Below are 26,992 nucleotides of genomic sequence, written 5' to 3' on the forward strand. Positions count from 1 at the left end.
TAAGTTGCTTGTTAGTTTAAGTTTTGGATGTGGAGTATTGTTCAGCGAGGAAAGGCCTACTTCTATAGTGGTAAACCGCATTTAATGAGCCGGATTGATCTAAAGCAAACGGTTAGTCTGTGTATGTGACACCCTACTGGTAATGTTGTTAATGCACCATTTGAGTTATGGCTAGTTTGAAAAGAACAAGACTTTTATTTTTGATGGGTATTGTGATGAGCTTTTGTTGTCATGCAGAGCAGAAGCTTGTAAAAATTGGGGTGCTCGCTTTTGATGGGCCAGCTTATACGCTGCAGCGGTGGCAGCCGACGATTGACTATCTTAACTCTGCCTTGCCCGATTACCATTTCGTTATTATCCCCACCGATATTCCAACAATGGAGCATCTCGTCAGGAATCAATTAGTTGATTTCACCTTAACTAACGGCATTCAGTTTTTACTGTATAAATATCGCTACCAAGCAGTAAAAATGCTTAATCTGAGTCCTTTTGATGGGGAGGCGAGTAATGCGATTGGCTCAGCGTTGATCGGGCGCATTGATGAGGCTGAAATTACCAACCTTAACTCATTGAGAAACCGGTTGATAGTTTCTGTCAGCGAAGATGCATTTGGTGGATTTAGAGTTATGGAGAGGGAGTTTTTGCTTGAAGGGGTTCGTAAATCAGATCTAAAAAACCTGGCCTTTATCGGTTATCCGCAACAGGACTTATTGGCTAAAGTTCTGAGCGGTGAAGCTGATTTCGCGATTGTACCGACTTGTTTATTAGAGGGCGAAGTTCGAGACGGAGTGATCCCTCCAAACAGCTTGAAAGTAATGCGTCGGCAATCCCCCTCTTTTTCATTCCCATGCGAAGTATCTAGTCAGTTATACCCTAATTGGACATTGGCAAGAATGAAGCATGTATCTGTAGATTACGCTAATCATATTGCGAGGATTTTGCTGTCTATTCCGCCTGAAAGCCAAATTACCGTCAAGGGTAAATACGGTGGTTGGTCGGTACCTGTTGATGATAGTGGCGTCTACCGCCTTATGGACGATATTGGTATTCGGCTTCAACCCTCATATTTCGTCAGGATGTGGGAAAAGTATCGCGGCTGGGTGCTCATTTTGGGGGGCTTGGTTTTATTGTTTATTGGTTATCATTTTCGCGTTAACTTTTTGGTACATATTCGCTCGTCCCAATTACGCGATGAAATCGAGAGCCACAAGGAGACGGCTAAACTGCTGGAAAAAGAGACGAATCAGTTATACAAAGCCCAACGGGTGTTGTTGAGTGGAGAGCTAGCTTCAGGCATAGCTCACGAGCTCAACCAGCCACTGATGTCGATCGGAATTTATGCAGCTGCTGGCAAGAAATGCGTAGCTAAAGGTAACCAAAACCCTCAGCAATTATTCGATATTTTTGACAAAATTGAGCAGCAAACTTTAAGCGCTGGTGATGTTATTCAGCGAATGCGTGATTTTACAAAAAGGCATAGTAATCAAAAGGAGTTAATTTCAATTGTAACTTTGCTGAACAATACTCTGCTTATTTTTAGGCATACTTTTAGTCGAAAAAATATTGAAGTCAGCTTGGATATCGAAGAAACCTCGGTCTATGTTGATCCAATTCTGATTCAACAGGTAGTTGTTAACTTGATTCAGAATAGCATCGACGCATTAAATAATTGCCACTGTGGTGAAAGAGCCATCTCCATAATGGCCAATTGTGATGAGCATTATTTGACTCTTGAGCTTGCAGACAATGGGAGTGGAATTTCAGACGAGCAGTTGAAGCAGTTATTTATGCCATTCCAAAGTAGCAAAAGATCTGGCTTAGGGCTGGGAATGGTTATTAGCAAAAGAATCATTGAGATGCATTCCGGTACAATTGAAGCGAGCCAGCAACAGCAAGGGACCCGCTTCTTGATTACCTTACCAAGGTGTTTCGATAAGGAGTAATAATGTCTTGCCCTGTATATTTAGTCGACGATGACATGGGGATAATTGACTCGGTTTCTTATTTGCTAAGTGGCGAGGGTATGGAGGTGCGGAGCTTTAGTAAAGCTGAGCAGTTTTTGAGTAACGTCAATAAGCAGCTGCCAGGGGTGGTTCTGTTAGATATCAATATGCCATTAATGGATGGCTTGGAATTACAAGAAGTACTCGTACAGACTGACAATTGTCTTGTCATCATTTTTCTTACCGGCCACGCCAATGTAGAAATAACCAAGCTTGCATTCAAGCGCGGGGCCACTGATCTGTTACAAAAGCCAGTTAAGGGAGAGGAGCTTTGTAAGGTTGTTGCTCAAGCCCAAGATCTTGCCATTAGTATTTATTCTGCAAAGCAAGCAGATACTGATTTGGAATCACGGATTGCACGGTTAACAGAAAGAGAAAAAAAGCTGATCCCATTGATTATACAAGGAAAGCCAAACAAGGTAATTGCTGACGAGCTATGCATTGCTCTCCGTACCACCGAAATACATCGTCATAATTTATTTAAAAAAATGGGGGTATCCTCGGGTATCCAGCTAGCTTTTGAAGGACAACGGATTCTTCGTATACTAAACCAGTTCAGCGAGTAAGAGAGCCTTATCATTGTCCATAGTCAACTGCGGCAATGACCTGTGGTTATCGCGAGTAAATAGTCACCAAGGTAAAAGCCAGCCCACCAAATGGTGGGCTGGCTTTTGTTTGTATTACTGATACAGGTATTGATATCAGCCTGGTGCGAGCCCTAAATCACGGGTGCTTTGCTTGGAACTGCCGCAGCTCATCAATACTTGGTGCGCCGTCGGAGCCGGGACGGCTAACCACAATGGCTGCCACCATGTTGCCTAGCGTGGTCGCCGTCTCAAGCGTCCAGCCTGCGGAGAGCCCTGCCAAGACACCCGCGCAGTGGCTGTCGCCAGCGGCAATGGTGTCTGCCACATCCACCTTGAAGGCGGGGATTGGCTGTGGCGCAAAACCCGGCTGGCAGATCTGGGCGCCATCCTTATCGAAGCGACATATCAGCGCAATGTTGTGCCGGGCAGAAAATGCCACCGCCTCTTCAATCCCACTCTCTGCTGGGTGATTGCCCTGGTTAATGCCTTGATCAATATTTTGGTTATTGACGCGCTGGTTTAGTAAGGCAAGCTCGTCCCTGTTCAAGGTCAGGATCGGCTGCTTGGCGAGCAGCTGTTTAATAAACTCTGCATCAATATCTGCCAGACGCGGCCCGAAATCGACGAACAAGCGGTACTCGTTTGGCAGGTTCAGCAACCATTGGCGCAGCGGTGCGCTTTGCTCGCTGACCAGCTCATAGCCCGAGACATACACCAAGGCTTGGGATGGCATCGGGATCTGCGCCAGCAGCTCGTCGCTCCAGTACTGCTCGCAACCGTCGACGGTGATAAAGGTACGCTCTTTGGTGGCATCGACCATGGCGATGCACCAACCGTTATCGTGATCGGGGTGCCTGAGCAGGATTGGCAGCCCCTCTTGTGCCATGGCTTTTTCAACCTCGCGGCCCCAGCTGCCATTGCCCACCGGAATCGCATTGATTGGTGCATTGCCCACCCTAGCGAGTGCCCTTGCCACATTGAAGGCACAACCACCGATGTGGCGTCCCAACTCTTGGGCGATTTCATCACCGCCGCTTTGCGGTAATCGGTCTAGGCCGAGCATGACATCGCCAAACGCGGCACCCACAACAATGACGGGTTGTTTGGCGGTGAGTGAGTTCAAATCAATCATAGGCTGTTCCTAACCACGCTTTAGGGTAATGCGGTAAAGCACCATGCTCACAATGAACGAGACGAATAGCCCCAGGCTTGAATCGGCAAAAATACCCACAGCAAACGGGCCATCGATGAAGCCGGTGTTACTGACCATCAGGCCAGATAGCGAGCCTGCAATCCAGCACCATAGTGTTGGCTTGATGGTACCCGTTTCACCGTATAGTTCATGTTGGGTATAACCCGCATGCTGGTGCTTGGTGTAGAAGTCGGTGATGAAGATCGCCGCCCATGCCGCCAAGAAGACGCCGCAGAACACCAAGAACGAGATGAACGGGCCAAGGAAGTCGCCAGAAACGAACAGCACATACAGGGCAACGCCAAGTACCAATACCGCATCCAATGCCACCGCGGTACGCTGCTTGAGCTTGATACCCATGCTAAGCAAGTTAAGGCTGGCTGAGTACAGGCTCAGTACCGCGATAGTCACGATACCGGCTGTCGCCGCTGCGAGGTATGGCACGGCCATCCATGATGGCAGCAAGCGGCCAATGGCAGAGATTGGGTTCTCGTGGGAAGCCAAGTCAGGGATCTGGGCCGTTAGCAAAATACCGGTTAGCATCAGCAGGATCAGCGGTAGCGCAGCACCACCGACTACGGAGGTGAAGATACCTTGCTTGCTCGACGATGGGCTTTGATCGCGGCTGTAATCGGCGCCGGCAATGGCCCAGCTGATCCCGGTTCCCGCAGCAATAATAGATACCGCCGGCAGGAAGCCGGTGATCCAGCTACCTGAAGGCAGGGCCATGATCGCATCCCAATCTGCGGTTGCCATCAGGTAGAGCACCACCAGGAAGGTCATCGCACCAAAGGTGCGGGTGATCCATTTTTGCATCAGCAGCACGGTGTTTTGGCCGAGCATACTAACCATTACGGTTAAGCCGCCGAAAAGCAACAGAGAAATCGCCGTGCTCAGTGTGCCCTCGGCAAAGCCCAATGCCGCAAACAGGGCGGCAAGGGTGAGGGTACCGGTAATGATATTGACCGCTTCCCAGCCCATCAGGTTGATCCAGCAGAACGCGGTTGGGGCAATGTTGCCCTTCTTGCCAAAGCTTGAACGCGACAGGGTTAGGGTGGTGGTGCGGCCTATTTTACCTGCGATACTCGAAACGCCCACCAAGGCAAAGGACGCCACGCCGACAATGGCGGCCAGGAGCGATTGGAAGAACGACAGGCCGAACGAGACGATGATTGCGCCATAGACAACACCCAGAATACCGATATTGGCGGCACACCAGACGAAGAACAGCTCCGCTGGTTTCTTGGTTTGCTGGCTTTGCGGGACTAAGCCAATACCGAGATCTTCGATGCTGGGATCGTTGCTTCCCACGGCTTGGTTGGTTGATAGGGTATCTTTATTGCTCATTATCTTGTCCTTCCTGTTGGATTCGGGCGAGGCGGAATGTCGCAAGTGTTTGGGCGTAAGGGGTAAAATCGATATTGTTTGCTTGGTTGATCAAATCAATGTGCTGGTCGGCGAAGGCATCAAGGCCGTGCAGGGCACCGCATATGGCCACGGCCATGGCGCCAATAGTATCAGTGTCGCCACCCAAGTTGGCAGCCAACTCGGCACAGCGAAGAGGCTGGGTGTCTGCCAGCTCAACCAGTGCGATGGCGGTTGGTACCGACTCGATAATGTCCATGCCGGCACCCACTTGCTCATACAAGTCGTTCAGTGCCGTCTTGGCATCTTGCGCGCTGGCTGACGCTTGAACCACGGCAAGGGCAAAGTTGATACGGTGGCCCAGTAGTGGACTGAAAGTGGACTCATGCTGGCGCTGGGTATCGTTGGCCAGCGGAATGACTTCCCCTTTGATTTGCTGCCAGCTTGCTCCTTCTAGGGCACGGCTGATAGCCCAGCTGATCACCACCGCGCCTGCGATAGCAATATCTGATTTGTGGGTCGGCAGGCAAGATAGCCTTACCCCTGAGACAAACTGGTCTTTATCGTGGGTTGGCAGCAAGCAACCCATGGGTGCCACGCGCATCGCCGAGCCATTGGTGACGCCGTTGGCTTCGATTTTCTCGAATGGCACCCCTTGGGTGATGGCGGTTAGCGCTGATTTCGATGTTGGGCCCAAGATATTTTTCTCGAATGCATCAATACGCTTGGCCCAGGCAATGATGTGCTTGGCGATGTTTTCGGGGATGATGTCCCCTTCATCTTCGATGATGGCATCCATCAGCGCTACGCATTGGCTGGTATCGTCGGTAAATTCGCCCGCCTCGAATTCATTGGCGGCAATGTTTTCTTCGGGTCCCGGTAGAAAATCGCTGATCCAACCAAAATAGGCGGTGACTTGGTTCTTGGTCCAAAGCTCAGACGGCATGCCCATGGCATCACCGATGGCTTGGCCGTAGAGGCAACCAAGGATTTTCTGTTCTAGCAGGGAAGACTGTGGCTGTGACGCTGGCATCGTGTATTTCACTCCAAGGGACGCTTAAATTTTGCACTTTACCCAATCATAATAAGTCCACTTTAAGTCCAGTTAAAATCCTTTTGTATGCCAATGTGATTTACCCCTCACTCTTTGATACTATGCCATTGGTTTTATTTTTGATTAAAGAACGCGTTTGGACGGTGGAAAGTGGAGCAGCAACTTCTTAGCCAAGTGAAAGACAAACTGGACTTTGATTCATCAGTCCCGCTATATATCCAGCTAAAACAAGGCATTGAACAAGCCATCGTCGATAAGCTGCTGGTTCACGGCAGCATGCTGCCATCGGAGCGCAAGCTCTCCTTGGCGCTTGGCGTGTCGCGGGTCACCGTGGTGAAGGCATTGGCGGAGTTGCTAGAGCAGGGCATGGTGGTGAAAAAGCAAGGCAAGGGCACCATGGTCAACCTGCCTATCCACTACAACTTGTCCGGCGGTGGCTTTTCCGCCCAGTTGCAACAGCAAGGGGCCGTTGCAAACCGTTGGTTGGTGAGGGAGCTGGTGGCGTGCAACGACGAGCTGGGCCTGCACTTGGCCACCGAAAGCGGTGAAACCATCGCCAAGATCAAGCGTGTCCGCCTTGCCGACGACGTGCCCGTTTCCATCGAGACCATGTACATTCCCGAGCAGTTCTTGCCGCGTCCGGATTTGCTGGAAGGCTCGCTGTACGCCTATTGGCGCGAGCAGGGCATCGAGCCCCACACCCAAGACTATTCGCTCAGTGTGTATGAGCCCACTGAAGAAGAAGCCAGAATGCTGGAGATCCCCCACGGCTTGCCGTTGATGAAAATTATCTTGAAGAGTGTCGATAAGGCGGGCAGGGTGCTGGAGTACGGCTCGGCGATATGCCGCAGCGACTACTATAAGTTTGACTTCAAGGTGCAGGTCGGTAATTAAGGTCTGTTGATCTTTTGAGCTAACCTTATGTTCCGCGAAACAAAAAGCCAGACATTCGATGTCTGGCTTTTGTTTATGTGTTGATTTAGCCGATGGCTAGGGATGCATTATGCGGTCTGCATTTCTAGCTTGCCGTCTTTGCCATCGCTCGCTTGGCTCTCTGGCTCACGGTCCAGCATATCGATCGAGTGCTGCTCGATCTTGCTTGGGTCAAGGTGGCCAAACTCGCTCTGGATATACTTCAGTGCCTTGATGGCCGTAACGGTAAAGATAGGTACCATCACCACGATGATCAGTACAGGGAACGACTTCAAGATGTTCAGATCAGCATTGATCAACAGGAAGATGATTGGCAGCACCGTTAGCAGCAGACACCAGAACAGGCGGAACAGCGGCGAAACGTTGGCATTTTCGTCCAGGCGCTTGGTGGCAATCCCCGCCAGCGAGTAAGACGTGCCGTCCAGTGTGGTTACGGTGAACAGTACCATAGTCACCAGGTAAACCGCGGTTAGGATCACCGGGATTGGGCTCTGGTTGAACACTTCGCGCACAAGCTCTGTCGGCTGGTTGGCATTGATTAGGCTAACACCGTCGATTGCCCCACTGTTGATGAAGTTCATGGTGTAAGTGCCGCACACACCAAAGATAACCGCACTACCCAGGGTACCCGCCCCCACAAGGATCAATACTACATCGCGTACGCGGTGGCCTTGCGAGATTTTGGTGATGAACACACCCACACCCGGTGAGTAGGAGATCCAGTTAGCTAGGAAGAAAACGGTCCAGTACTGCGGGAAAAGGGTGGTGCCAAACGGATCGGTATTGGTGCTCATACGAAGGTATTCGCTTAGCATGATACCCAGGCCATTGGTGGTGTTGTTCAAGATCAGCGCCGATGGGCCAATGATGAAGATCAGGCCAATGAAGCCGGCGCAGATGTAGATGGTTGCGCTACTTAGGCGCGCCATGCCTTTTTCGATACCGATGTAAGAGCTTAGCGAGAACACCACAGACAGGGCCAGGATAACGCCAATACCTAAGAACAAGTTGTCAGGGATCCCGGTCAGTGCACTTAGGTTAGAGGAAATCATCGGGATGCCAAGGCCAAGGGTCAGTGCCGTTGCTGCCAAGGTGGTGATGATGAACAGGAGATCGATGAGCTTCTGTACCCATACCGGAAGTCGGTCGTTGAACAGGCTGTTGACCACGCCGCTCAGGCTCATGCGACGGTTCTTCTTGAGGTAGAACACTATGCTGAACGGAATTGCAACGATCAGATAGCAGAACCAGCCAGCCGCGCCCCAGTGGAACATGTTGTAGGCTGAGGCATACTCCATGGCCAGTGCACGGTCGACGATGCCGAACTGCGGATCCATGAAGTAGTATGTGCTTTCGATGAAGCCCCAGTACATGGTACTGGCGCCCATACCGGCCGACAGTGCCATGGCAAACAGCTGGAATTTGCTGAATTTTGGCTTGTCGCCGCCAAGGCGGATGGCACCGTATTTTGAGAAAGCCAAGTAAAGCAGGATAGCCGTGGCAAGCAAGGTATACCACAAAAAGCCTGAGCCAAGGTTTATCACGGTAAAGTCGAGCATACTGCCCATGGTACTTTTTACCGATTCGGGGTAGAGCACTGCCAGCACCCCAAGAAGGAGTACGGCAGTGAAGCTGATAAAGGTCAGCTTCAAGTCGAGTTCAGAGGTTTTCAGTTTCATCTTCTAACGCCTTTAATTTTAATTATTCAAATGTATAGCTGGCGATTGAGGCGGCTTTTACTGCATCCCAATCCATTTCGATGCCTAATCCGTTGCCCTCTGGGGCATGCACAAACCCTTCCTTGTCTGTACGGATTTGAGTTTTCGAGGCCAGCTCGAAGCTTTCGTATGGGTAGAACTGTTCGAAGTACTTGCAGTTGTAGTGGGCCAGTGCCACATGCAGGTTGGCTGCCTGGGTGATGGTGTAGCCCATGCTCTGGATTTCAACATTCTTCGAGTGGCCTTCGGCAATCGCGAAGCACTTGTTCAGTGGAGTGATGCCGCCACACACTGTGGCGTCTTGGCGAACGTCAGACCAGAACTTGTTGCCGAGTGCATAGGTCACTTCCTGTAGGGTCAGCAGGCAGTTCCCGTGGCTCGATATTTCCAGATCGGTTTTGTCGACCAAGCGTTGGTAGGTGTTGTAGTCATAGTCTGAAACCGGGGCTTCCAGCCATTCCCAATCGTGCTTTTCAAGCAGCTTCGCCATGCGCATGGCTTCGTCCGGGGTATAGAAAGTGGCGGTATCAAGCATGAAGCGAATACCGGTATTGCCGTAGCGCGCTTGGATCGCGTTTACAAGCGCCACGTCTTTTTGGTACACGCAGTAGCAGTGAAGTTTGATGGCGGTGAAGCCGTGCTCGATGCAGTCGTCAACATAAGGGAAGTATTCTTCAACCGTGTCGAACATAGGGGTTGACGCGTAAGACAACATTTTGTGGCGGGCACCACCCAGCAGCATGTATAGCGGCATGTTGGCTTTCTTTGCCTTAATATCCCATGCTGCGATATCAATCGGTGACTTGGCCGGCAGGCCTCCCCAGGTACAGCGCGCTTGCAGCCAAGAATATAGCTCTTCGGTCATCAGCGGGTTCTTGCCAATCAGTCCCGGTACGATGGTGCGCATTGCTTCGATAATACAGCGGTCAAAATCGTTCTCGGTATAGCTGATTGTGGCGCCGACACCTTCGGTGCCGTCGTTACAAATAATGCGGACAATGTTGTTGGTGTAGAGCAGAGGCTCTTGGTTATCAGCCCAAGGGATCGGCGGTGCGTCACGGTCGGCTACGGCGTACAGTTCAACACGTTTGATTACGGTATCTTTCATTTTTAACTCCTTAAAGTGCACTGCCATTTTCAATCATGACGGCGCGGATCGCTTGGCTGTCCAGATCGCGGATACGCTTGTTCTCGTCAATGGCTTTCACCACGGCAACCCCAGCCGCATGGCCATACTCAAAACATTGCGCGGTGACGCGTGCCGAAGCCAGTGCTTCGTGCTCGGCGCTCAAACAGCGACCTGCCACAATAATATTTTCGCCCACCACAGGTATAAGTGTGCTGAATGGTACGTCGTAGTAATCATTTAGCAGCCAATGTAATTTAGGTTTGTCACCAGAATGAAGCTCGATTGGCCAAGGCGTGCGGCAGATCCCGTCTTGACGTTTGCGGCAGGTGACAACATCGTCATTGTTTAAGGTTTCGACGCCCACAATAGAGCGAGTTTGGCGGATCCCGACTTCGACACCGGTATCGACCACATAGGCATTTTCGCAGCCCGGAACAAAGTGGTTGAGGAAGCGGGCGTAATCGCGAACTTGGCGGCGGCCGAAGACTTCGGCTTCGGTAAAGTCGACCGGATCAATCACGTTCAGCATACGGCCGTCTTGGCCTGCGAGGCGGGTGGCGTTGACCATGAGCTCGCCATCGCGGGTGGTTGGGAAAATCCAGATCTTGTGGCGCGGCAGGTCGTAATCGCCCGAAGCGTTGGCCGCCAGGATGTTTTCCGTTACTTTCGGCGGGCAAATGGTGTCTTCACCGTAGTACTTAAGGTATTTGTCGAGATCAACACCGGCAATACGGAAGAACATGGTTGGGTTCTGGATACGGCCTTCGTCACCGAAGTAGTAGTCAAAGCCTGCGCGGGCGATACCGGCGGCATCACCGGAGGCATCAACAAACTGCTTGGCAAGTATAATGCTTTGGCCGGCATTGGATTCCAGCACCACGCCCTTGAATATGTCGCCCTCCATGATCACGCCTGTTACGGCGGTGTGGAGCAGGACATTCACGCCGGCCTCTTCCAGCATGTCGTCGGCCACTTCACGCCACATGAGCGGATCATGGGTAACGGTGTAGGTTTTGCCGTAGCGCTGCGGGCCGGTGACGCCGCCCTTGTCTTCCAGCGCCTGGCGGAATTTCTCGGTAAAGCCGAACACAACCTGCTCAGGCTCGGCGTCTTGATCGTCGCTTGCCATGTACATGCCGCAGATGGTGCCCGACAAACCAGCAACAGCAGCACCGCCACAAAAGCCATATTTCTCAATAAGCCAGGTATTTTTGCCCATGTTGCCGGCAGTAACTGCAGCAGCAACGCCCGCGGCGCCACCACCAATGACCAGCACATCGATCTCGGCAAGGATCGGAAGATCGGGTAGTTGATCGAAACGGTTGACGGATTGCCAATTCTTCATGGTTATCTCTCTGATGAACTGTTGATGTTCAACTGATATATCAGTTGTGTGTTTGTAATATATACCTTGTTTTTTGTGTGGTACAATCCGATGTAGGTTAAATGTGAGGTTGCTCACTACTGGAATTGGACGGAAGAAATCAATGACAGCAACAAAAGAAGCCATCAATAAAACCGAAATCGCCTATAACGAATTGGAAAAAAAGATAATTTTCCGAGAGCTAGAGCCAGGTACCATGGTGAGCGAAAAGCAGCTTGCCGAATCTCTGGATTTGGGGCGAACGCCGGTTCGAGAAGCATTACAGCGGTTATCTTACGAGCGTATGGTAGAAATCCACCCGCGCCGTGGCATTCAGATCCCGCTTATCTCTATCGAAAGCCAATTGAAAATTTTGGAAGTGCGTCGCGATATCGAAGCCTTGTGTGTTCGCTATGCGGCCTCAAGGGCATCAACGGAAGAAAAGCAGCGCATGCAGCAGCTGGCCGAGCAGCTTGAGGTGTGTGCCGAGCAAAAAGACGATGTGCAATATGCGGTGTTGCTCAAAAATATCCACCGCCTTTTGGTCAAAGCGGCCGATAACGAGTACCTGCAACTTGCCATGGCGCCATTGCAGGGGTTGTCGCGTCGTTTCTGGTTTGCGTTCAAAAATGAACATGCCGATCTGACCGAAGCCTCTTCTTTGCATGCGGCAGTGCTGCGCGCGGTGATCCACACCGATGCCGAAGAAGCGGTTGCGGCCTCCCATCGCCTCAACGACTATTTGACAGATTTTGCCTACCGCAGCATCAAGTCGCGTTAAGGGCTGATAAAGTCGAGATAAAATAGCCGGTCACTTCATTGCGAAGTGACCGGCTTGTTTTTAAGACAACGACTGCCTATCGGTGATGGCGTCGAAGTAGGGCGATGGCCGCCAGCGCGATGATGGCTGATAGAGGAATGCTGCCACCTGAGTCATCTTCACCCTCGGTTTTACCATCAAGCGAATGGTAGTCCACGGTGACGATGATTGGGTCATGATCCGAAGAAGAGTAGATATTGTCTGATTTTTCCAGATCGCCAGTATAGTCTTCGCTGTATTCAAACAAGTTACTCTCGGCTGCATTGATATGCCATGCTTCTACTGCTGTGACTTTGTCAGCCAGAGCCGGGTTTGCCAACGCGTAATCGAGGCTACCCAACTCACCTTCGTAGCTATAGCTGTAATCTTCTTTACCTTTTAGGTTGATCAAGCCGTAGCTTTGGGTAATGGCTTGGCCTTGTTGTTCATACACTTCGCCATTGAGCGTGGTGTGCGATGCGGTGTAAATCAGACCTTCGCGGCCGCTACCGTCAATCGAGGTTAGGGTCAGGATAGGGTCTTCCATACCATAAGAGTTCAAGTCACCCATCACTAGCACATCACCGTCGATGTCGTTAAGCGATTCTCCCAGTACCTTCGCGGCTGAGACTCGGAAGTTGTTACAACTGCCTTGGATGTCTTCCTCGCCTTCAGGCAATTGATCATCTTCCCAGCATGTTGAGCCTTTTGATTTGAAGTGGTTAACCACAACTGACAATGGCTCTTTTTCACCAGGCACGGTGAAGGTTTGTAGCATGGCGTGGCGCTGGAAAGCACTCTTCACTCCGTCGCCTTCTACTGGAGCATGTTGTTCAGGCATTTGGATTTGCTGGGCTTTGCCTTTTGCCTTCACCGCATCGGCACGGTAGATCAGGCCAACGGTAATGGCATCAGTACCAAAGTAACCAATATCTTCAAATCCAGGCTCCTCTTTAAAGAATAAGTCTGATTTTTCAACGTCCACATTTTGGTAGTGGGCTTTCTTATCGGCTTGTTTGTCGTTGATGGCATTTACTAGAGATTGCACGGCACTGTTGCTATCAAAGCCGTTGTTCTCTATTTCCATCAACGCGACGACATCAGCATCCATTGCAATAATGGCATTTACCAGTTTCTCTTGTTGCAATTCAAACTCTTCTAACGAGCCTGCGCCACGGTAACAATCGTCGTTGGGGCCGACTTCTGCTTCGGTGCACATTGGGTTAGGGTTGCCTGCTTCGGCGAAAGAGTTGAAGTAATTGAGCACGTTAAAACCGGCGACTTTCAGGCCCTGTTCGGTTTTTGTTGTTGGCTCGTCGACACGCTCGTTTTCCGGATCGCGAATAATATCACCGCTGCCAATGGTGTTCGTGACCACCAGGCGGTATTCGTCGTAGCTGTAACCCACCATGGCGGTAAGGCCGGTAAGTTGATCACCCATACGCAAATAGCCATCCACCGGGTTGAAGTTGTCAAACCATGGCAACTCACCGTCTTTGGCTTTGTAGTCAGACTCTACATAAACGCGGCTGACTGCATTGGCAGCAGCCAGATCCTGTGCTGCTTGGGTTTCAGCACCGTGCATGTGTGTTGGGTTATAAAGCGGCGACTCATTTGCCAGTACAAGGTTATTGCGTGATGCATCATAGTCATAACTGAAGTTACGTGTGATCACCAGCGGGCTATCGGCATCAAGTGCAACCTGCATGCCTTCATGGCGCTCTAGGGCGTCATGCAACGTCTCGCCTTCTTCTACACGCAATGGTACCGGTGCCAGTGCTTCATTTCCGGTGCTCAGTATGCGGTAAGCGCTATCGCTCACATCCAGTTGCGTGTTGCCGTAATACTCTTTAACCGTTGCTTCCAGGCAGATCTCTGTTCCCGGTTGGATAGTGTCCGGCGCCGCTTCACCTTCTAGGTAAACATAGATGCCATCTGAGGTTGCATTGTCTCCGTCACCAATTGGGTCTTGTAGGTAAAAACCTTTAAACAGGCTCTCGCCACGCATGGTGACTATGCCCGAGACAAAGTAGGTGTCATCGCTTTCAATTCCGTCTTCTGGCACCATTGGGCTTCTATCGCCATCACCCTGGATCTGGTAGATAGGCGTCAGGTTGTTGAAGTCGCACATGAAAGGCTTCGGTGGCGGGCTGGTATTGCCACAGGTCTCTAACCCACTACAGCCAAGGCCGTCGAAGGTATCTTTGCTATAGCTGGTCCACTGTTCATCGACATTGAACTCACTTTCCACATCCGTACGGCCATCGGTGATGTCAGGGTTCCTGCGAAGGGTTACATCGATTGCGTAGTCTTGGGTATCACCAAGCTGCCCCAAGCTGTCGATCAGGCTGTCATCTTGGAACAAAGCAACAGTGTCGTTGCCATTGAAAGTTAAGCTTCCGCTGAATTGATTGCCGATATCTTGAATTTCGCTGGCGGCATCGTCGTGGTGCAGCACATAGCTTTCCCCTGGAGCTAATTCGGCAGCATTTAGGGAAATTGTTTTTGTGAACTCTGTGCTTTCATTAAATGCCAACTGGATACTGTAATCAGCAAGGTTGATATTGGACTCAGAGAGATTGGTTAGCTCGATGGCTTTATTGTTACTCGAGCCTTCTACGTATTCGGTGATCAGTAGCTGAGAGGCTGCCGGTGCACTTAAAGTAAGTAGTGCTAGGCCGCTTGATAACCCTCTAACAAAGGACATGACAAACTCCGTTTATTTGAATTTGCGGAGAGGGTAGAAATGAATTGTGACAAATTTATTACAATAAGTTTTGTGAATATAAAGCGATATATATATAGATGCCGTGTTTCAAGTTTCTGATTTTATGATCAAGTTTATAAGTGCCATTTCCTTTTAGAGCTTGTTTGAGATAATTAATCATATGTCATCGATTACATTTCATTCTTTCTCTGAATGTTTTTGATAAAAATATACGAATAAGGTTTAAATTTATGAATGGATGTCTCAATTTATTTTTATTAAACGTGAATTGAAATTTTTAAAAGACGATGGAAATACTCATTTAGTTATAATGTTAATTAAAAAATAAAGAGCCTAATCAGTCAGGCTCTTTATTGTGAATAGATGAACGAGTATTTAGCGATTGCCTTTATGGCGTCGCCATGCGCCAAGACCCAATAAGCCAAGGATGCCAAACAATGATATCGATGATGGCTCTGGTACATATCGAGCGACGATAGTGTCCCCGTAAGCAAGGCCATTGTTGTCGGCAAAGCTCCACTTATTATCTACTCCATTGCCCCAATCGATGTGGTCGTAGCGGGAAGAAAACCACGGGGTGGCGACGGCGACATCGCCTTGAGGAAGTTGCCCTGCTAGGTTGGCAATGGTTGCCCCTGTTGCTTCGTCAAGGTTGTTTCCTGTTGCATAGTCGACGTTTGCGCCCGCAAAGACAAAGCTGGTGGCAGAAAGCCCAAGGGAATTAAACAGATCTTCGGTAATGACCTTCCAACCAAATTGGGATTGATAAGAAAGGTCGATGGGGGCGCAAGATGGGGATACCGCAGCACAAGGCGATGCCCATGCCACATCATAGTTTCCAATCGTGATATAAGCGTTTTCACTTACTTCGCTCATTAACACGGCAGATGAATTGGCTGAAAAGAAAAGACCGAAAGTAATAGCGATTAACTTGTGCATATCAATACTCCTTTATGAACAACATGCATGCTACACCTGATGCATATAGCGTGCCGATTGTTAAGATGTTGTTTTTAAATGGTATTGATGCTTATAGCTTCGCGATATGTAAAGAAAGCTGACAGTGATTGCTCTGGCCCATCGCCTTATTCGATCAATTTCTCGACGGCAAAATCAATAAAATGTCGTGCGGCACTTGGTAGCAAATGGTGGGACTGGTAGACGATGTACATGTTGCCTGCCTCAAATGTGTGCCCGGCTAATACTTGCTGCAAGTTCCCGCTGGCAAAGTACGGCGCGGCAAGCCCTTCGGGCAATCTGGCTATACCTACCCCCGTCAGTGCGGCATTGATGTGCAGGTGGGTATTGTCGGTAGCAAACCGCCCAGCGACCGGGTGATCCACTACGTCTTCACCATGGCTGAAAGCCCAGTACTGTTGTCCTTCCGATTGACGCCACAAGATACAGTTGTGTTTGCTCAGATCTTCTGGTGTTTCAGGCTCGCCAAACTGCTGGATATAGGCTTGGCTGGCACAATATACGATTCTCTTGGTCATGATTTTACGTGCCACCAAGGTCAAGCCTTGAAGGTGGCCTGAACGAAAAGCGACGTCCACACTGTTATCAATCATATCGACAATATTGTCGTTCACCATCAGGTCGACAGTGACTTTCGGATACTGCGCCAAAAACTCGTTGATGATCGGCTGCAAGAAGTAAGCGGAAAAGTCATACGGTGCTGCGAGACGAACGAGTCCTTGCGGCTCATTTTGGCTCTGTTGCAATGACTGGTGTGCCTTGTCCATGGCGTGCAAGAAGGTATGGCATTGCTGGTAGTAGGCTTCCCCGGCACTGGTCATCGATAACTTTCGCGTGCTCCTGTTAAGCAAACGCACACCCAGCGCCTCCTCAAGTTGCTGTACTTTGCGACTCACGGTGGTGGACGGCATGCCTAACTTTTTTCCGGCACCGACAAAGCTGCCAGCTTCGACAACGTAGACGAAAATTTTAACTTCATTTAGGTATATCATTTTATTGCTCATGAAAATGGGATAAATAAACTCAATTATACCATCTAATAAAGTAGTACTAATGTGAATACACTTTCTTCATACCCTGAGAGGGACGTTCAGCGATAGAAACAGCAAAGTGGCTGCTATTTGAAATCACTCAGGGAAGATCAAGTTTCTCGAACAAGTGATGCCACAGTGAGGAAAGTACTATGAAACACCAAACATTTACCGCAGAAAATACCGCTATGCTGCTAATTGACCATCAAGTAGGCACGATGGGGTGGGTACATTCTGTTGATTTGGATGAAGTAAAACGAAATACCATCGCATTGGCGCGAGCGGCGAAAGAGACGGGCATGCCGCTGATTTTGACATCAAGCCAAGAAGATAATGTGCAAGGGCCGCTGTTTGAAGAGCTTCAGCAAGCGGTGCCGGAAGCGTACGCCCAACGTATCCAGCGCGGTGGGATTGTTGATGCGATGAAAGATCCTAACTTTGCCGCCGCTGTTGAAGCTACCGGGCGCAAGAACCTGATCATTGCAGGGATCACAGCAGACGTTTGTGTGGTTTACCCTGCCATCACATCGGTACAGCAAGGTTACAATGTCCAGGTGGTTGTTGACGGTTCAGGCTCGCCAACCAAGATGGCGGATGACACAGCACTTCGTCGTATGGAATCAAATGGTGTGACTTTGACCTCGACCAACCAGCTGATCGCAGAGCTGGCGCAAGACTGGAGCACCGAAAACGGGCAGAAATTGATGCAAGTGCTGTTCGAGGAAGTGCTTTCCAAGCACTAGCAAATTCATTTCATAGCTATACCAATAACGAAGCCGCCGGGGGATTGGCGGCTTTGTATCGGTATCATTATATTATTTCTGGCATTATTAATAAGTGAAAAAAGTATTTAACCCTAAGTTTTACTTATCGGTTAAATTACCTAGTTTAGCCAAAGTAATTTCACGGAGTTAATAATGTTCGCTGCCTCATTACAGTCGGTATCCGTAGAAAGATACTTGGGAATAAACCCTTCTTCTGCAATCCACTTTAGCTCGTAATTGCTGTAGTGGATGGCATCGGGATTTTCTTCTCGGTACTCGGCAACAATTCTGGTTGTTTGCGTGCTACTTAGGTTGATGACCTTCTGGAAGTCATGCTTTAGCGAAATCCTACCTTTAAGCAATAGGTTAGCTTCCAGAAACTTATAGTAAATACGCCTTAGGTCATGTTTTTTAGCCAACGTTCTGTCCTTAGTGGGGAATGACAAATAACGTATCGTTGTTATATTTTTAACCTCGATTGTATGGCTTTTAATTAACTTATTCCTTAAAGCGATATTATTTCCACTATGAAATGTGAGGAATATAACAAATGGATACCTAACTAAAATAATAATTCATTTAAGTTGGCCAAGTATCCATATATAACAATATGCGTCCGTTATTATCACCGCGAGTTACATTCTTGGTATAAATAAAAGGGTGCGGGCACCCTTTTATTTTCAGTTATATGGTGCCTTTAATTGCCATAACGGAATTTATGTAGCATATAACTGTGGGCGGCTGCCCAACCAAAGTTGTTGGCGTTACCCGTCCCACCTGTTTCCGGGTTGTAGTTCTCCCATACCGGATCGGAAGTGCCGACTAGCCCTTTCGCATGCTTGAAGTAGGCATCAACAGCCTGCTTGGCTTCTGCGGTATAGCCGTAGTTATCCAGTGCACGCACGCCGAAGTAGAGGTAATCAATCCACACGCGGCCACGCCAGTAGATTTCAGGATCGTAAGACGGGTTGGAAGCCGCCGCGGTTGGGAATGGGATCACCAAATCGCCGCCAATCCAGAAGTCGTCAGGGTTTAGCAGGGTATGCTCAATCACTTCTTTGGCGTTTTCTTGGCTGGCCAAGTTTTGGAATAGCGGTGTCCAACCTTCGGTCGACTTGCCGCGGAAGCTCAACAATTCGCGTACGTAGCAGCCATTGTCTTGCATATCAACAGTAAACCCTTCGGTGTGGTTTTCTGGGATGATATCTTTGCACGTTTCGTATTTGGTGAACTTGCGATCGTAGAACATCTTGGTATCGGGATCGAAGAACTCATCGTTGATAATGGCTTTCAATTTCTCTGCATCGGCGCGGAACGCATCGGCCTCTGCATGTTTGCCAAGCTCGTCTGCCATCTGGGCCAAGTAGATCTTCTCGCCAGTCAGGAAGCTGTTGATATCGATGGACTCTTGGTTCGAGGAATAGCCAATTAGGCCGTGCTCGCCATCGTCATGGTTTTCATAGATGTCCATCACCCAGTCTTTCTCGGCGCGGTAGAGCTTGGCCATATTTGGCTCCGAGGTATCGGCGTAAACCCAGCGGCCATTCTCTTCTTTGAGCGTGTTATCAAACTGTTGGGTGTCTTTTGCGTATTGACCAAGGTGGTCGTAGTCCTGATTACCTTTTTCATTGGCGTCATTAAGGTTGTAGATAAAGCCAAAGCGAGCGGCATCATCCTGGCCTGATTCCCAAGTGACGGCTGTTTTCACCGGGACATCGATATTCACCCATTGGCTGTAGCTCAAGGTACGATCGTTGCCGTCTTCGTCCTTGCCCTGGAAATCGCCCGCTATGCGGTTGGCGAAATTACGGTACTCTTCAATGCCGGCCAGTTCGATGTAATCGGCATCCGCATCTGGCTTAATCGAGAAAATCATTTCCTGATCGGCATTGTTGTGGGTATTGACGTCGCCGTCGGCCTTTCCTTTCGATAGCAAGCCGTCGCGCATGGCACCATATTCAACCAAGCCGTTGCCGTCATGGTCGCGGTTGATGTACCACCACTGGTGGTATTTCACTAATTTCGGGTACAAGTCGGTCAGCCACGTCTTGGCGATGTCTTCCTTACCCTGCGCTTTTAACTGGGTATACACTTCCCATACCGACCAAGAGGCCAAGCTCGGTTTGGTGTTGCGCTCAATCCAGTTGCCCGAGTCGCCGCCGTCGTATTCTGGTGAGCGGCTATAGGCGATAACGTCCTGCAGCGTTCCTTCGTCAAATGGGCGGTTTTGCCATTGCAGCGCATCGGCATCGGGGCCGATTTGCCAATCAAAGTGGGTGTTGATCCCCGCCATTGCCACTTCCGGGTTGAAGTGGGCCATGGCATAGGCGATTTTCCATGTATCCCAAGGCCAGATCATGTTGAACCAAGGAGCGGTTGGTGATGGGGTCAAACCTGCGCCCGTGATTTCGCCAGCGGCAGAGCGCCAGTTCCCGGTCAGGTTGTCCATTAGCTTGACGGCCATACGGCGGACATCTTCTGGCGCATTCGGCTCAACGCCCAGCTTGACGGTTTCCTCCCAGCGCTCGATAGATGCGGCAAAAGCCGGATCAGGGTTGGCAAGGTGCTGGTCGATAAGCGGTTGTTCTTTCACGAGCTCGCTGTTGTCATGCACATAGGAGATAGTCTGGACAATTTCGTGGCTTTCGCCTTTGGCCAGCTGCGGGTTATTGGCCATCATGGCGATGTAGCCATTGGTGACGCACAGCAGCTCCACATCGTCAGCCCAGCTGATGATGTATTTTGACTCGCCACCAAACATCGCATCCCATGTGTCGCGGAAACGGCTGAAATCGACGGCCACCACATTGTGTTCATCATCAAGCAATACGGAGGTATCAAGTAGGTTGCTGTGGCTGTCTTGGTTCTCGTCTACCCGTTGCTCGCCCTTCCAAATATCAAGCAGGGTGCCGCCCCAAGACAGGTCGAGTTTAAGATCGTCGATGTTGCTCTTGATGGTGGTTTTTATCACAGCGGTACGGTTGGTGGCATAGCGAAGTTCGGCCTCAAGCACGAAATCGCCCATGTCGATGGTTTGGATCAGGGCGCCGGGAATATGGAACAGCTCGGCGTCACCGCTACCCAGATCGTAACCGGCGATATTCAGGCGCTGGAAGTTCTCGGAAAGGTAAACGAGGTACTCTTCGGCAATAATCGCGCCGCCAGTAAACGAGCCGTAGTTCTCTGGGCTCTCGGGAAGGTGGAAACCGTGCCACGCCCCCATATCGAAGAAAGTATTGAACTTGCGATTACCATGTTCTTCACGGTCAATCCATGCCTTCGGATCGCCAAAGCGGTCAATGGTGTTTTGGTATTGCATCGCTATTTTTGCTTCCGGCAGTTGTTTGTCAGTCACTGAGGACGAACTGTCACTGCCACACCCCACAAGCAAGGCTGTACTGATCGCGACGGCAAGGATTTGTTTTTTCATAGTCATAGTTTCTACCATTTAATGTGAATTTTCGTGTTATTGCTTTTGTTGCAAACCAACGCGATTACGTGGGGGTATAGGCCGTAACTGCATTGATTTCGTTACTGAATAAAAAACATTTGGATCAATTTATTGCGTTATACCGCGCGGTGCATACCACCACGCTTCAAATTGCACACCGGCGCGGAACTCGTTGTCGATATCCACGTCTTCAGCGGCATCGCCGCCGAATGCACCGCCGTAAACGCGGATAGACGGACGCGACATCAGGCTCGATTCTGGCGACCATTCCTGGGCCACAATCGCCTTGTACAGGTTGGTGCTCTTGCCGTCGCGATCTTCGTCGGCATAGCCCAGTTCAAGCAAGGTGGTGTTGGTTTCGTTCCAGTGGTAGGCAGGACGGGTCACCAAGCTGATGATACTGGAGTCGTCGGCGTCCTTGCGATCGGCGTTGGCATAGACAATCGAGTAGCCCACTTCGATATTCGGGTTCACATCGGCCACACCGAAGTAGATCAGGCGGTAGGCGCTGTCGATGTCGCCATCGGTCACGTTCTCGTTGATCTTGTTGGTCACGGTGCCGTTGCTGTAAGCCATGTGGCCCATCGAGCCATCGGAATACTGGGCAACCAGCTTGTTGTAACCGTTCTCGCCACCGAAGAAGCCGTTGGCGCTATAGGCGGCAGTCAGGAAGTAGCCATTGCCCTCGATGTCGAGCAGCTGGTCTTGCTCATCGGTTGGATCGGAAGCCCCGATCACCGCGGCGAACTCCAAGCCGATGTTCATTGCATAGCGCAGATCGATCTTGTTGTACTGCACATCGGTGGTGTTCGTTACATCGCCATCAATGGCCACCACCGCATCTTCGTTGAGTAATGCTGCGCTTAGCAGGCCATCGCCAAGCGGGATGTATTCAACCCCGACACCGTATCCGCTGTTGTTGAGGTAGTAGAAGTCGAGCCAGTGGATGTCATGACGCTGGTAGTAGCGCTTACCGGCCCAGAAAATTTCCTCGCCGCCCAGCATCACGCCCTTGGCCTGCACGTTGAACTGGCGCAGCTTGGTCTCGAAATCTTGCTCGTCGTTAAGCTGGGGATCCATCCCGCCCGCAAGCATGATTTGCACCTTCCAGTCCTCAGCGACTTCTTTGTTGAAGTCCAGCTCTAAAAAGGTGTCGTTCTCGGCACCCAAACGGCCCGTGGCATGGTTAAGGCTGGTATTGCCAAGCTCAGGGCGCGCTGGTTGCTCACCGCCATCTTGCGAGAAAGACAATCCGGCACGGCCATAGCCGTTAAAGGTAAAAGTATCGTCTGCCACGACAGGCAAGCTCATGCTGGCAGCCATGGTCATCACTGCTAAGTGCTTAAGTTTCATTATTTTTATTTCCTAATTGTGAGTGGGGAAGTTGTTTCGGGGGATTGTGTTTAAAAAAGGAAAGTAAAAATTTAGTAAAGGTCACATTTTATTTTCACCCCTGCCCAAAATGGGCAGCGACTGCATATTTCATGGGGTTGGGATCACAAATAGCTTTATTTTTTCGTGAAATTGAAAAAGTTTGGTGTGAGGTGGGATTAATGAAAGGTTTATAGGATTAAAGCTATTCATATAAATTATATATTTATTGGTTGATTTTAAATAATGTGGTGCTATGGATTTGTGTTTCTTATTTATATACTAAATAAAAGGCATCGTTACAGGTGGAACTAATTAATTTATGTCAAAAATATAATTCCTTTTTCATGATAATGTTGAATAAAAGGTTTTATGGAGGCAATAGTGGCTAGACGAGGAAGTGGTTTAAGAACAGCGATAAAAATTGTAAAAGCAATAGATAGAGCTAATAAACAAGCTGCACGTGATGCAGAACGAAGACGTAAAGCAATTGAAAGGGAAGAAGCTAAAGCTTTTCGTGAGCAGCAAAAAAAAATAAGACAAAAGGAGCGAGAGGAAGCAAAAGCATTACGCGAGTATCAGCGATTATTGAAAGAGCAGGATAGAGAGGCGAAAAGAGCTGAGAAAAACCGTATTATAGAAGAAAAACAAGAGTTTAAAAATTCGTTGAATGATGCTCAAGGAGAGTACCTTGATAGATGTAGCGAACGTTCAGAGTTAAGAAAACAATACATAAAGCAAATGCTAAGGTAGGTCATGGATACTAATCTTCTTTTAATATTAACTGTTTGCTTTTTGGTTGCAGTTATTCTTACTTATACTCTTACAATGAGAGTTATGAATAAAAAAATAAATAAATATAATACTATTGAGGAGGCTTTGAAGAATTCAGGTAAAGAAAATAAAAAAATAGAATATAAAATAAAAGAATCATTAGCTGAATTGGATGAAGTAACTAAAAATATAAATAATAAAAATTCTGAGTATGCGACTATAAAGAGATTGTCTGAAGATGCTAATAGTTACTTATCTAAACTTGATAAAGATACTAAAGCCTTACAAGAGCTAAAAAGTAATGAAAATAAGTTAATTGAAAATATTAACAACTACGAAGGCGAAATTCTAGCGTTGAAATCTAAAATTATTGAAACTAACTCCACTTTAGATGAAAATAAGGCTAAGTTAAAGGATATAATTGGGCAATTGGATTTATACTCAAGGTTAGATGAGTATACATCATGTGGACATTTTGAGGTTCCTCAATATCTGTATGAGACTTCAGCAAGGTTTGCTGAAGAGATCAAAGATGTTCGACAGCAACAGAAGGATATGATTAGAGAAAAGGTGGCTGTAATTTATCCAGAAACTACAATCATATCTAATAATAAGTCTTATAATAAGAAAATTTTAGATGCTCAAGTTAAGCTAATGCTGACCGCGTTTAATACAGAATGTGACTTTTTGATAGGTAAAATATCCCCTAGCAGCTTTGGTCGTACATTAGAGAGAATAGAAAAGTTAGCAAATAATATTGAAAAGCTATCTGCGACTTTTGAGTGTGGTTTTAATATAGATTATATCGATTTAAAGTTTGAAGAGTGTAAACTTCAATTTCAATATACTTTAAAAAAACAAGAAGAAGCTGCTGAGCAGAAGTTGATTAAAGAGCAAATAAGAGAAGAGCAACGGGCTATTAAAGAATATGAAAAGGCGATAGCTGAAGCAGAGAAAGAAGAAAAACTATATCGTCAAATGCTTGATAAAGCTCGAGAAGAGCTTTCTATGGCTACCGATGCAGATCGATTAGCTATGGAACAAAAGATTGCGAGCTTAGAGCTGCAACTTAAAGATGCAGAAGCTAAAGAAGAACGTGCAAAAAGTATGGCAGAACAGACAAGGAAAGGTCATGTTTATGTTATTAGTAATATCGGTTCTTTTGGAGAAGATGTCTATAAGATTGGCTTAACAAGACGTTTAGAACCAATGGATCGTGTAAAAGAGCTTGGTGATGCTAGTGTTCCTTTCCCATTTGATGTTCATGCTATGATTTATGTTGATGATGCGCCATCGCTTGAAGCAGCCCTTCACCGAGAGTTTCATGCTCAGCGTGTTAACTCTGTAAATTTACGAAAAGAGTTTTTTGAGGTTGATTTAGAATCAATCCGGGAAGCTGTTGAGAAAATTGCAGGTGTTGATGCTGAGTTTAAAATGACAGCTTTGGCTGAAGATTATTATGAAAGCTTAAGATTACAAGAGGTTGCATAAATCTATTTATATTTGACTAACTTTAAAAGATTAAAGAAGTAGTCAAAACCGCTTCAAACCAACCTCCCACACAATGAATAATCAGGGAGGTTGGTTGGAGTGATTATTACATTACCTCACCCGCACATACGTATTTTTCACAATCTTATCTGCCAAAACTTCGCTTTTTTTTAGTTTGAAGTTAAGCGGTGCTGCCAAGTCGCCAAATAGTGGTAAGCCGCCGCCCAGCAGTACTGGAATGGTGGTGATAACCATCTCGTCGATCAGATCGTCTTTCAGGAAGTTCTGCACCGTCACCCCGCCGTCGATGTAGAGGTTGTTGAAGCCCTTGCTGTTCAGGTCGGCCACGATGTCTTTCAGCGGGCCTTTTACCAGCGTGATTTTGTCTTCATAGCCCTCAGGGACGCTGGTCATGGTATTGCTCATGACGAATACCGGTTTCGGGTAAGGCCAGTCGCAATCAAAGCTGCGCACCATATCGAAGGTGTTGCGGCCCATCACGAGTGCATCAATCCGGTCGATAAAGTCAGCAAAGCCGAAGTCGCTGCCGTCTGGGTTTGGCACACTGTGCAGCCAGTCTAGTCCTTCGTTCTTATCGGCAATGTAACCATCTAGGCTGGTGGCGATATAAACAATGTTCGACATATTGCGTCCTCTCGGTTGGCTTGTGGGTCATTTTCAATTAAAATATTCTACAGTGTAGAAATTAAGTTTAGTTTAAAGAGATCTGCCAATGAACGTCAAGGAAAAAAAACGTGGTCGTCCCAAGGGGCAGAGTAGCCAGCTGAGCAGCGAGGCGATCACCACTTGTGCTAAAGCCCTGATGAAACAAGAGGGAAAAGTCCCGAGCATCCGTAAATTGGCCGCCAGTCTTGAGGTGGATGCGATGGCGATTTATTACTATTTCGCCAACAAAAACGCCTTGCTTGAAGCGGTGACGGTGTCTTTGGTGGGTGAAATATACCGCCCAGAGAAGGATGCGCCGTGGCAGCAGGAGCTGAGCAAGCTTTGCGAGAGCTACTTGCAACTGCTGGCGCAATACCCCGGTTTGTTGGAGACCATGCTGGCGATGACATCCCACGGTCCTGCCGAGGTGTTTATGGAGCGATTCGATTTGGCGACCGCCGCATTGCAGCTCAATGATGAATTGCGTGAGAACGCCCTTTCGATGCTGGCAGATTATCTTCACGGCTATGCACTGGCGCTGCATTGCCAATCGGGGGATTCACTTAACACGGATTTGCTGGCAGGGCCGTTGGGCTTTTACATGAAGGCGTTGCAGCAGATGGCTGAGTAGCAGATTCTTAATCCCAAACTTTTTCTGAGTCATTGCACATCTCGACAAAGGACTGTGCAATTGGGGAAATAGATCGATGGTCATAGATAAGGCATAGACTGGCAGGAAGCTTTTCTCGAAGCGCAATAAAGCGAATGTTTTTCCAGCGGTGGGAGGCGAAGCTAGATGGCACGACAGTTATCGTCTGTGAGCTGGCGACGTACGCCATCAATGTGTTGGGTTCGACAAACTCATTGTCGATGGATGGTATGAATCCCGCTTGCAAGCAGGCATCTATGATCATCTCTGCTGACGCCGAGTTCCTTCTTGCCATAAAGCTGAAATTATTATCCTTGAGTTCATCTATTGCAATTCGCTTGCGTTCTTTCAGTGGGTGCTTATCGGAAACTGCGACTAGAAATTCCTCCTCTGTTATTTTGAGCGAGTTTAGAGGGTAGATATTGAGGGCGTCAGCAAAACGGCAGAGCCCAATGTCGATTTTTAGGTCTGCGAGTTGCTGCTTTTGGGTTTCGGGACAGAGTTCGATGATTTCCACTTGGGAGTTGGGGTAGATAGTACGGAACTCGGTAAGCATTGAGCCAAACCCAGCCCAGAAGGCAGAACTGACAATACCGATTCTCAACGTATTATTCTGATGCCGGCCTATTTTTTGTACTTTGCTGATTGAACGATCGAGGGCCCTGAAAATTTGTTCGCATTCTACCTGAAGCGCTTCTCCTGCGGCGGTGAGCTGGACATTTCGGGAATTGCGCGTAAATAGGGCCACATCCATAATTGATTCCAGTTCTTTGATCTGGCTGCTTAAGGGCGAGGGGGTGACATTCAAATGCTCGGCCGCCTTGCCAAAGTGCCCCGTTTCAGCAACTTCAGAGAAATACTTAAGCATTCTTAATGTCACGCGGTCGACGGCAATATTTTTCGTATCCATCAAGGCTTCCCTCCAGCACTTTCTGCGATATAGCTC

Annotated in this window: 22 protein-coding genes; 8 read left to right on the forward strand and 14 right to left on the reverse strand. The window is 48.6% G+C overall.

The features are described 5' to 3' along the window. The first annotated feature begins 167 nt into the window (after positions 1–167). Entirely contained in the window at positions 168–1,943 is a 1,776-nt protein-coding gene (locus C9I98_RS18435; protein WP_081879156.1) for a sensor histidine kinase, read from the forward strand. Positions 1,944–1,945: 2 nt separating this feature from the next. Beyond that, positions 1,946–2,569 (forward strand): response regulator transcription factor, encoded by a 624-nt coding sequence (locus C9I98_RS18440; RefSeq protein ID WP_036832385.1) that lies wholly within the window; start codon positions 1,946–1,948, stop codon positions 2,567–2,569. A 157-nt stretch (positions 2,570–2,726) separates the two neighbouring features. Here C9I98_RS18440 and C9I98_RS18445 read toward each other — a convergent pair whose 3' ends face one another. From C9I98_RS18445 to C9I98_RS18455, 3 genes are read right to left on the reverse strand one after another with little or no spacing between them, the layout of a single operon-like run. Then, positions 2,727–3,722 carry a PfkB family carbohydrate kinase gene (locus tag C9I98_RS18445; RefSeq protein WP_173424731.1) on the reverse strand — a complete coding sequence of 332 codons (996 nt, stop codon included), beginning with the start codon at positions 3,720–3,722 and terminating at the stop codon, positions 2,727–2,729. A 9-nt stretch (positions 3,723–3,731) separates the two neighbouring features. Continuing rightward, positions 3,732–5,129, reverse strand: coding sequence for a purine-cytosine permease family protein (locus C9I98_RS18450; protein WP_036832382.1), 1,398 nt, complete (start codon positions 5,127–5,129; stop codon positions 3,732–3,734). Further along, entirely contained in the window at positions 5,119–6,180 is a 1,062-nt protein-coding gene (locus C9I98_RS18455; protein WP_036832380.1) for an ADP-ribosylglycohydrolase family protein, read from the reverse strand. The genes C9I98_RS18450 and C9I98_RS18455 overlap by 11 nt, the downstream gene beginning before the upstream one ends. Before the next feature lie 171 nt (positions 6,181–6,351). Here C9I98_RS18455 and C9I98_RS18460 point away from each other — a divergent pair, with 171 nt between their 5' ends. Next, entirely contained in the window at positions 6,352–7,095 is a 744-nt protein-coding gene (locus C9I98_RS18460; RefSeq protein WP_036832377.1) for a GntR family transcriptional regulator, read from the forward strand. Between the two features lie 107 nt (positions 7,096–7,202). On the opposite strand, the gene C9I98_RS18465 is transcribed toward C9I98_RS18460, so the two are convergent. Genes C9I98_RS18465 through C9I98_RS18475 form a run of 3 tightly spaced genes read right to left on the reverse strand, consistent with a single transcriptional unit; the run spans position 7,203 to position 11,326 of the window. Continuing rightward, complete coding sequence (locus C9I98_RS18465; RefSeq protein WP_081879155.1) at positions 7,203–8,813, reverse strand: BCCT family transporter; 1,611 nt, start codon at positions 8,811–8,813, stop codon at positions 7,203–7,205. Between the two features lie 22 nt (positions 8,814–8,835). Continuing rightward, the gene (locus tag C9I98_RS18470; RefSeq protein ID WP_036832375.1) at positions 8,836–9,960 is read right to left on the reverse strand and encodes a mandelate racemase/muconate lactonizing enzyme family protein; all 1,125 of its coding nucleotides are present in this window, start codon (positions 9,958–9,960) and stop codon (positions 8,836–8,838) included. A 10-nt stretch (positions 9,961–9,970) separates the two neighbouring features. After that, on the reverse strand, positions 9,971–11,326 hold the full coding sequence (locus C9I98_RS18475) for an FAD-dependent oxidoreductase (RefSeq protein ID WP_036832373.1): 1,356 nt from the start codon (positions 11,324–11,326) through the stop codon (positions 9,971–9,973). A 142-nt stretch (positions 11,327–11,468) separates the two neighbouring features. Between C9I98_RS18475 and C9I98_RS18480 the strand changes: the two genes are divergently transcribed. Continuing rightward, positions 11,469–12,125 (forward strand): GntR family transcriptional regulator, encoded by a 657-nt coding sequence (locus C9I98_RS18480; protein ID WP_036832370.1) that lies wholly within the window; start codon positions 11,469–11,471, stop codon positions 12,123–12,125. 76 nt (positions 12,126–12,201) lie between these two features. Here the strand turns inward: C9I98_RS18480 and C9I98_RS18485 are convergent, their stop codons facing one another. The 3 genes from C9I98_RS18485 to C9I98_RS18495 all read right to left on the reverse strand — a co-directional run bounded on the left by C9I98_RS18485 (position 12,202) and on the right by C9I98_RS18495 (position 16,841). Further along, entirely contained in the window at positions 12,202–14,850 is a 2,649-nt protein-coding gene (locus C9I98_RS18485) for an ExeM/NucH family extracellular endonuclease (RefSeq protein WP_036832368.1), read from the reverse strand. A 396-nt stretch (positions 14,851–15,246) separates the two neighbouring features. Beyond that, entirely contained in the window at positions 15,247–15,810 is a 564-nt protein-coding gene (locus C9I98_RS18490) for a PEP-CTERM sorting domain-containing protein (protein WP_107272316.1), read from the reverse strand. A gap of 146 nt (positions 15,811–15,956) precedes the next feature. Continuing rightward, on the reverse strand, positions 15,957–16,841 hold the full coding sequence (locus tag C9I98_RS18495; protein ID WP_036823340.1) for a LysR family transcriptional regulator: 885 nt from the start codon (positions 16,839–16,841) through the stop codon (positions 15,957–15,959). Positions 16,842–17,032: 191 nt separating this feature from the next. Here C9I98_RS18495 and C9I98_RS18500 point away from each other — a divergent pair, with 191 nt between their 5' ends. Beyond that, positions 17,033–17,623: an isochorismatase family protein gene (locus C9I98_RS18500; protein WP_036823334.1), complete on the forward strand. Its 591-nt coding sequence runs from the start codon at positions 17,033–17,035 to the stop codon at positions 17,621–17,623. A gap of 140 nt (positions 17,624–17,763) precedes the next feature. Here C9I98_RS18500 and C9I98_RS18505 read toward each other — a convergent pair whose 3' ends face one another. The 3 genes from C9I98_RS18505 to C9I98_RS18515 form a co-directional block, all read right to left on the reverse strand. Beyond that, positions 17,764–18,063, reverse strand: coding sequence for a BrxR family helix-turn-helix transcriptional regulator (locus tag C9I98_RS18505; RefSeq protein WP_107272317.1), 300 nt, complete (start codon positions 18,061–18,063; stop codon positions 17,764–17,766). Between the two features lie 278 nt (positions 18,064–18,341). After that, complete coding sequence (ygjK, locus tag C9I98_RS18510) at positions 18,342–21,080, reverse strand: alpha-glucosidase (protein WP_036825686.1); 2,739 nt, start codon at positions 21,078–21,080, stop codon at positions 18,342–18,344. 123 nt (positions 21,081–21,203) lie between these two features. After that, positions 21,204–22,448, reverse strand: coding sequence for a carbohydrate porin (locus C9I98_RS18515; RefSeq protein ID WP_107272318.1), 1,245 nt, complete (start codon positions 22,446–22,448; stop codon positions 21,204–21,206). A gap of 402 nt (positions 22,449–22,850) precedes the next feature. On the opposite strand from C9I98_RS18515, the gene C9I98_RS18520 reads away from it, so the two are divergent. Together C9I98_RS18520 and C9I98_RS18525 are read left to right on the forward strand one after the other, a co-directional pair. Then, positions 22,851–23,219 (forward strand): hypothetical protein, encoded by a 369-nt coding sequence (locus C9I98_RS18520; RefSeq protein ID WP_107272333.1) that lies wholly within the window; start codon positions 22,851–22,853, stop codon positions 23,217–23,219. Between the two features lie 3 nt (positions 23,220–23,222). Next, positions 23,223–24,731 carry an SNIPE associated domain-containing protein gene (locus C9I98_RS18525; protein ID WP_107272319.1) on the forward strand — a complete coding sequence of 503 codons (1,509 nt, stop codon included), beginning with the start codon at positions 23,223–23,225 and terminating at the stop codon, positions 24,729–24,731. Positions 24,732–24,842: 111 nt separating this feature from the next. On the opposite strand, the gene C9I98_RS18530 is transcribed toward C9I98_RS18525, so the two are convergent. Next, the gene (locus C9I98_RS18530; RefSeq protein WP_036829586.1) at positions 24,843–25,376 is read right to left on the reverse strand and encodes a dihydrofolate reductase family protein; all 534 of its coding nucleotides are present in this window, start codon (positions 25,374–25,376) and stop codon (positions 24,843–24,845) included. 88 nt (positions 25,377–25,464) lie between these two features. On the opposite strand from C9I98_RS18530, the gene C9I98_RS18535 reads away from it, so the two are divergent. Next, entirely contained in the window at positions 25,465–26,028 is a 564-nt protein-coding gene (locus tag C9I98_RS18535) for a TetR/AcrR family transcriptional regulator (protein ID WP_107272320.1), read from the forward strand. A 7-nt stretch (positions 26,029–26,035) separates the two neighbouring features. Here C9I98_RS18535 and C9I98_RS18540 read toward each other — a convergent pair whose 3' ends face one another. Beyond that, positions 26,036–26,956 carry a LysR substrate-binding domain-containing protein gene (locus tag C9I98_RS18540; RefSeq protein ID WP_036821163.1) on the reverse strand — a complete coding sequence of 307 codons (921 nt, stop codon included), beginning with the start codon at positions 26,954–26,956 and terminating at the stop codon, positions 26,036–26,038. Between the last annotated feature and the right edge of the window lie 36 nt (positions 26,957–26,992).

It is taken from the genome of Photobacterium sanctipauli (genome assembly GCF_003026495.1).
Lineage (GTDB): Bacteria > Pseudomonadota > Gammaproteobacteria > Enterobacterales > Vibrionaceae > Photobacterium > Photobacterium sanctipauli.

Excerpts from the sequence above, each read along its gene's own strand:
- C9I98_RS18435 (WP_081879156.1), top strand. The coding sequence starts at position 168 with ATGGCTAGTTTGAAAAGAACAAGACTTTTATTTTTGATGGGTATTGTG.
- C9I98_RS18440 (WP_036832385.1), top strand. The coding sequence starts at position 1,946 with ATGTCTTGCCCTGTATATTTAGTCGACGATGACATGGGGATAATTGAC.
- C9I98_RS18445 (WP_173424731.1), bottom strand. The coding sequence starts at position 3,722 with ATGATTGATTTGAACTCACTCACCGCCAAACAACCCGTCATTGTTGTG.
- C9I98_RS18450 (WP_036832382.1), bottom strand. The coding sequence starts at position 5,129 with ATGAGCAATAAAGATACCCTATCAACCAACCAAGCCGTGGGAAGCAAC.
- C9I98_RS18455 (WP_036832380.1), bottom strand. The coding sequence starts at position 6,180 with ATGCCAGCGTCACAGCCACAGTCTTCCCTGCTAGAACAGAAAATCCTT.
- C9I98_RS18465 (WP_081879155.1), bottom strand. The coding sequence starts at position 8,813 with ATGAAACTGAAAACCTCTGAACTCGACTTGAAGCTGACCTTTATCAGC.
- C9I98_RS18470 (WP_036832375.1), bottom strand. The coding sequence starts at position 9,960 with ATGAAAGATACCGTAATCAAACGTGTTGAACTGTACGCCGTAGCCGAC.
- C9I98_RS18475 (WP_036832373.1), bottom strand. The coding sequence starts at position 11,326 with ATGAAGAATTGGCAATCCGTCAACCGTTTCGATCAACTACCCGATCTT.
- C9I98_RS18480 (WP_036832370.1), top strand. The coding sequence starts at position 11,469 with ATGACAGCAACAAAAGAAGCCATCAATAAAACCGAAATCGCCTATAAC.
- C9I98_RS18485 (WP_036832368.1), bottom strand. The coding sequence starts at position 14,850 with ATGTCCTTTGTTAGAGGGTTATCAAGCGGCCTAGCACTACTTACTTTA.
- C9I98_RS18490 (WP_107272316.1), bottom strand. The coding sequence starts at position 15,810 with ATGCACAAGTTAATCGCTATTACTTTCGGTCTTTTCTTTTCAGCCAAT.
- C9I98_RS18495 (WP_036823340.1), bottom strand. The coding sequence starts at position 16,841 with ATGATATACCTAAATGAAGTTAAAATTTTCGTCTACGTTGTCGAAGCT.
- C9I98_RS18500 (WP_036823334.1), top strand. The coding sequence starts at position 17,033 with ATGAAACACCAAACATTTACCGCAGAAAATACCGCTATGCTGCTAATT.
- ygjK (WP_036825686.1), bottom strand. The coding sequence starts at position 21,080 with ATGACTATGAAAAAACAAATCCTTGCCGTCGCGATCAGTACAGCCTTG.
- C9I98_RS18515 (WP_107272318.1), bottom strand. The coding sequence starts at position 22,448 with ATGAAACTTAAGCACTTAGCAGTGATGACCATGGCTGCCAGCATGAGC.
- C9I98_RS18525 (WP_107272319.1), top strand. The coding sequence starts at position 23,223 with ATGGATACTAATCTTCTTTTAATATTAACTGTTTGCTTTTTGGTTGCA.
- C9I98_RS18530 (WP_036829586.1), bottom strand. The coding sequence starts at position 25,376 with ATGTCGAACATTGTTTATATCGCCACCAGCCTAGATGGTTACATTGCC.
- C9I98_RS18535 (WP_107272320.1), top strand. The coding sequence starts at position 25,465 with ATGAACGTCAAGGAAAAAAAACGTGGTCGTCCCAAGGGGCAGAGTAGC.
- C9I98_RS18540 (WP_036821163.1), bottom strand. The coding sequence starts at position 26,956 with ATGGATACGAAAAATATTGCCGTCGACCGCGTGACATTAAGAATGCTT.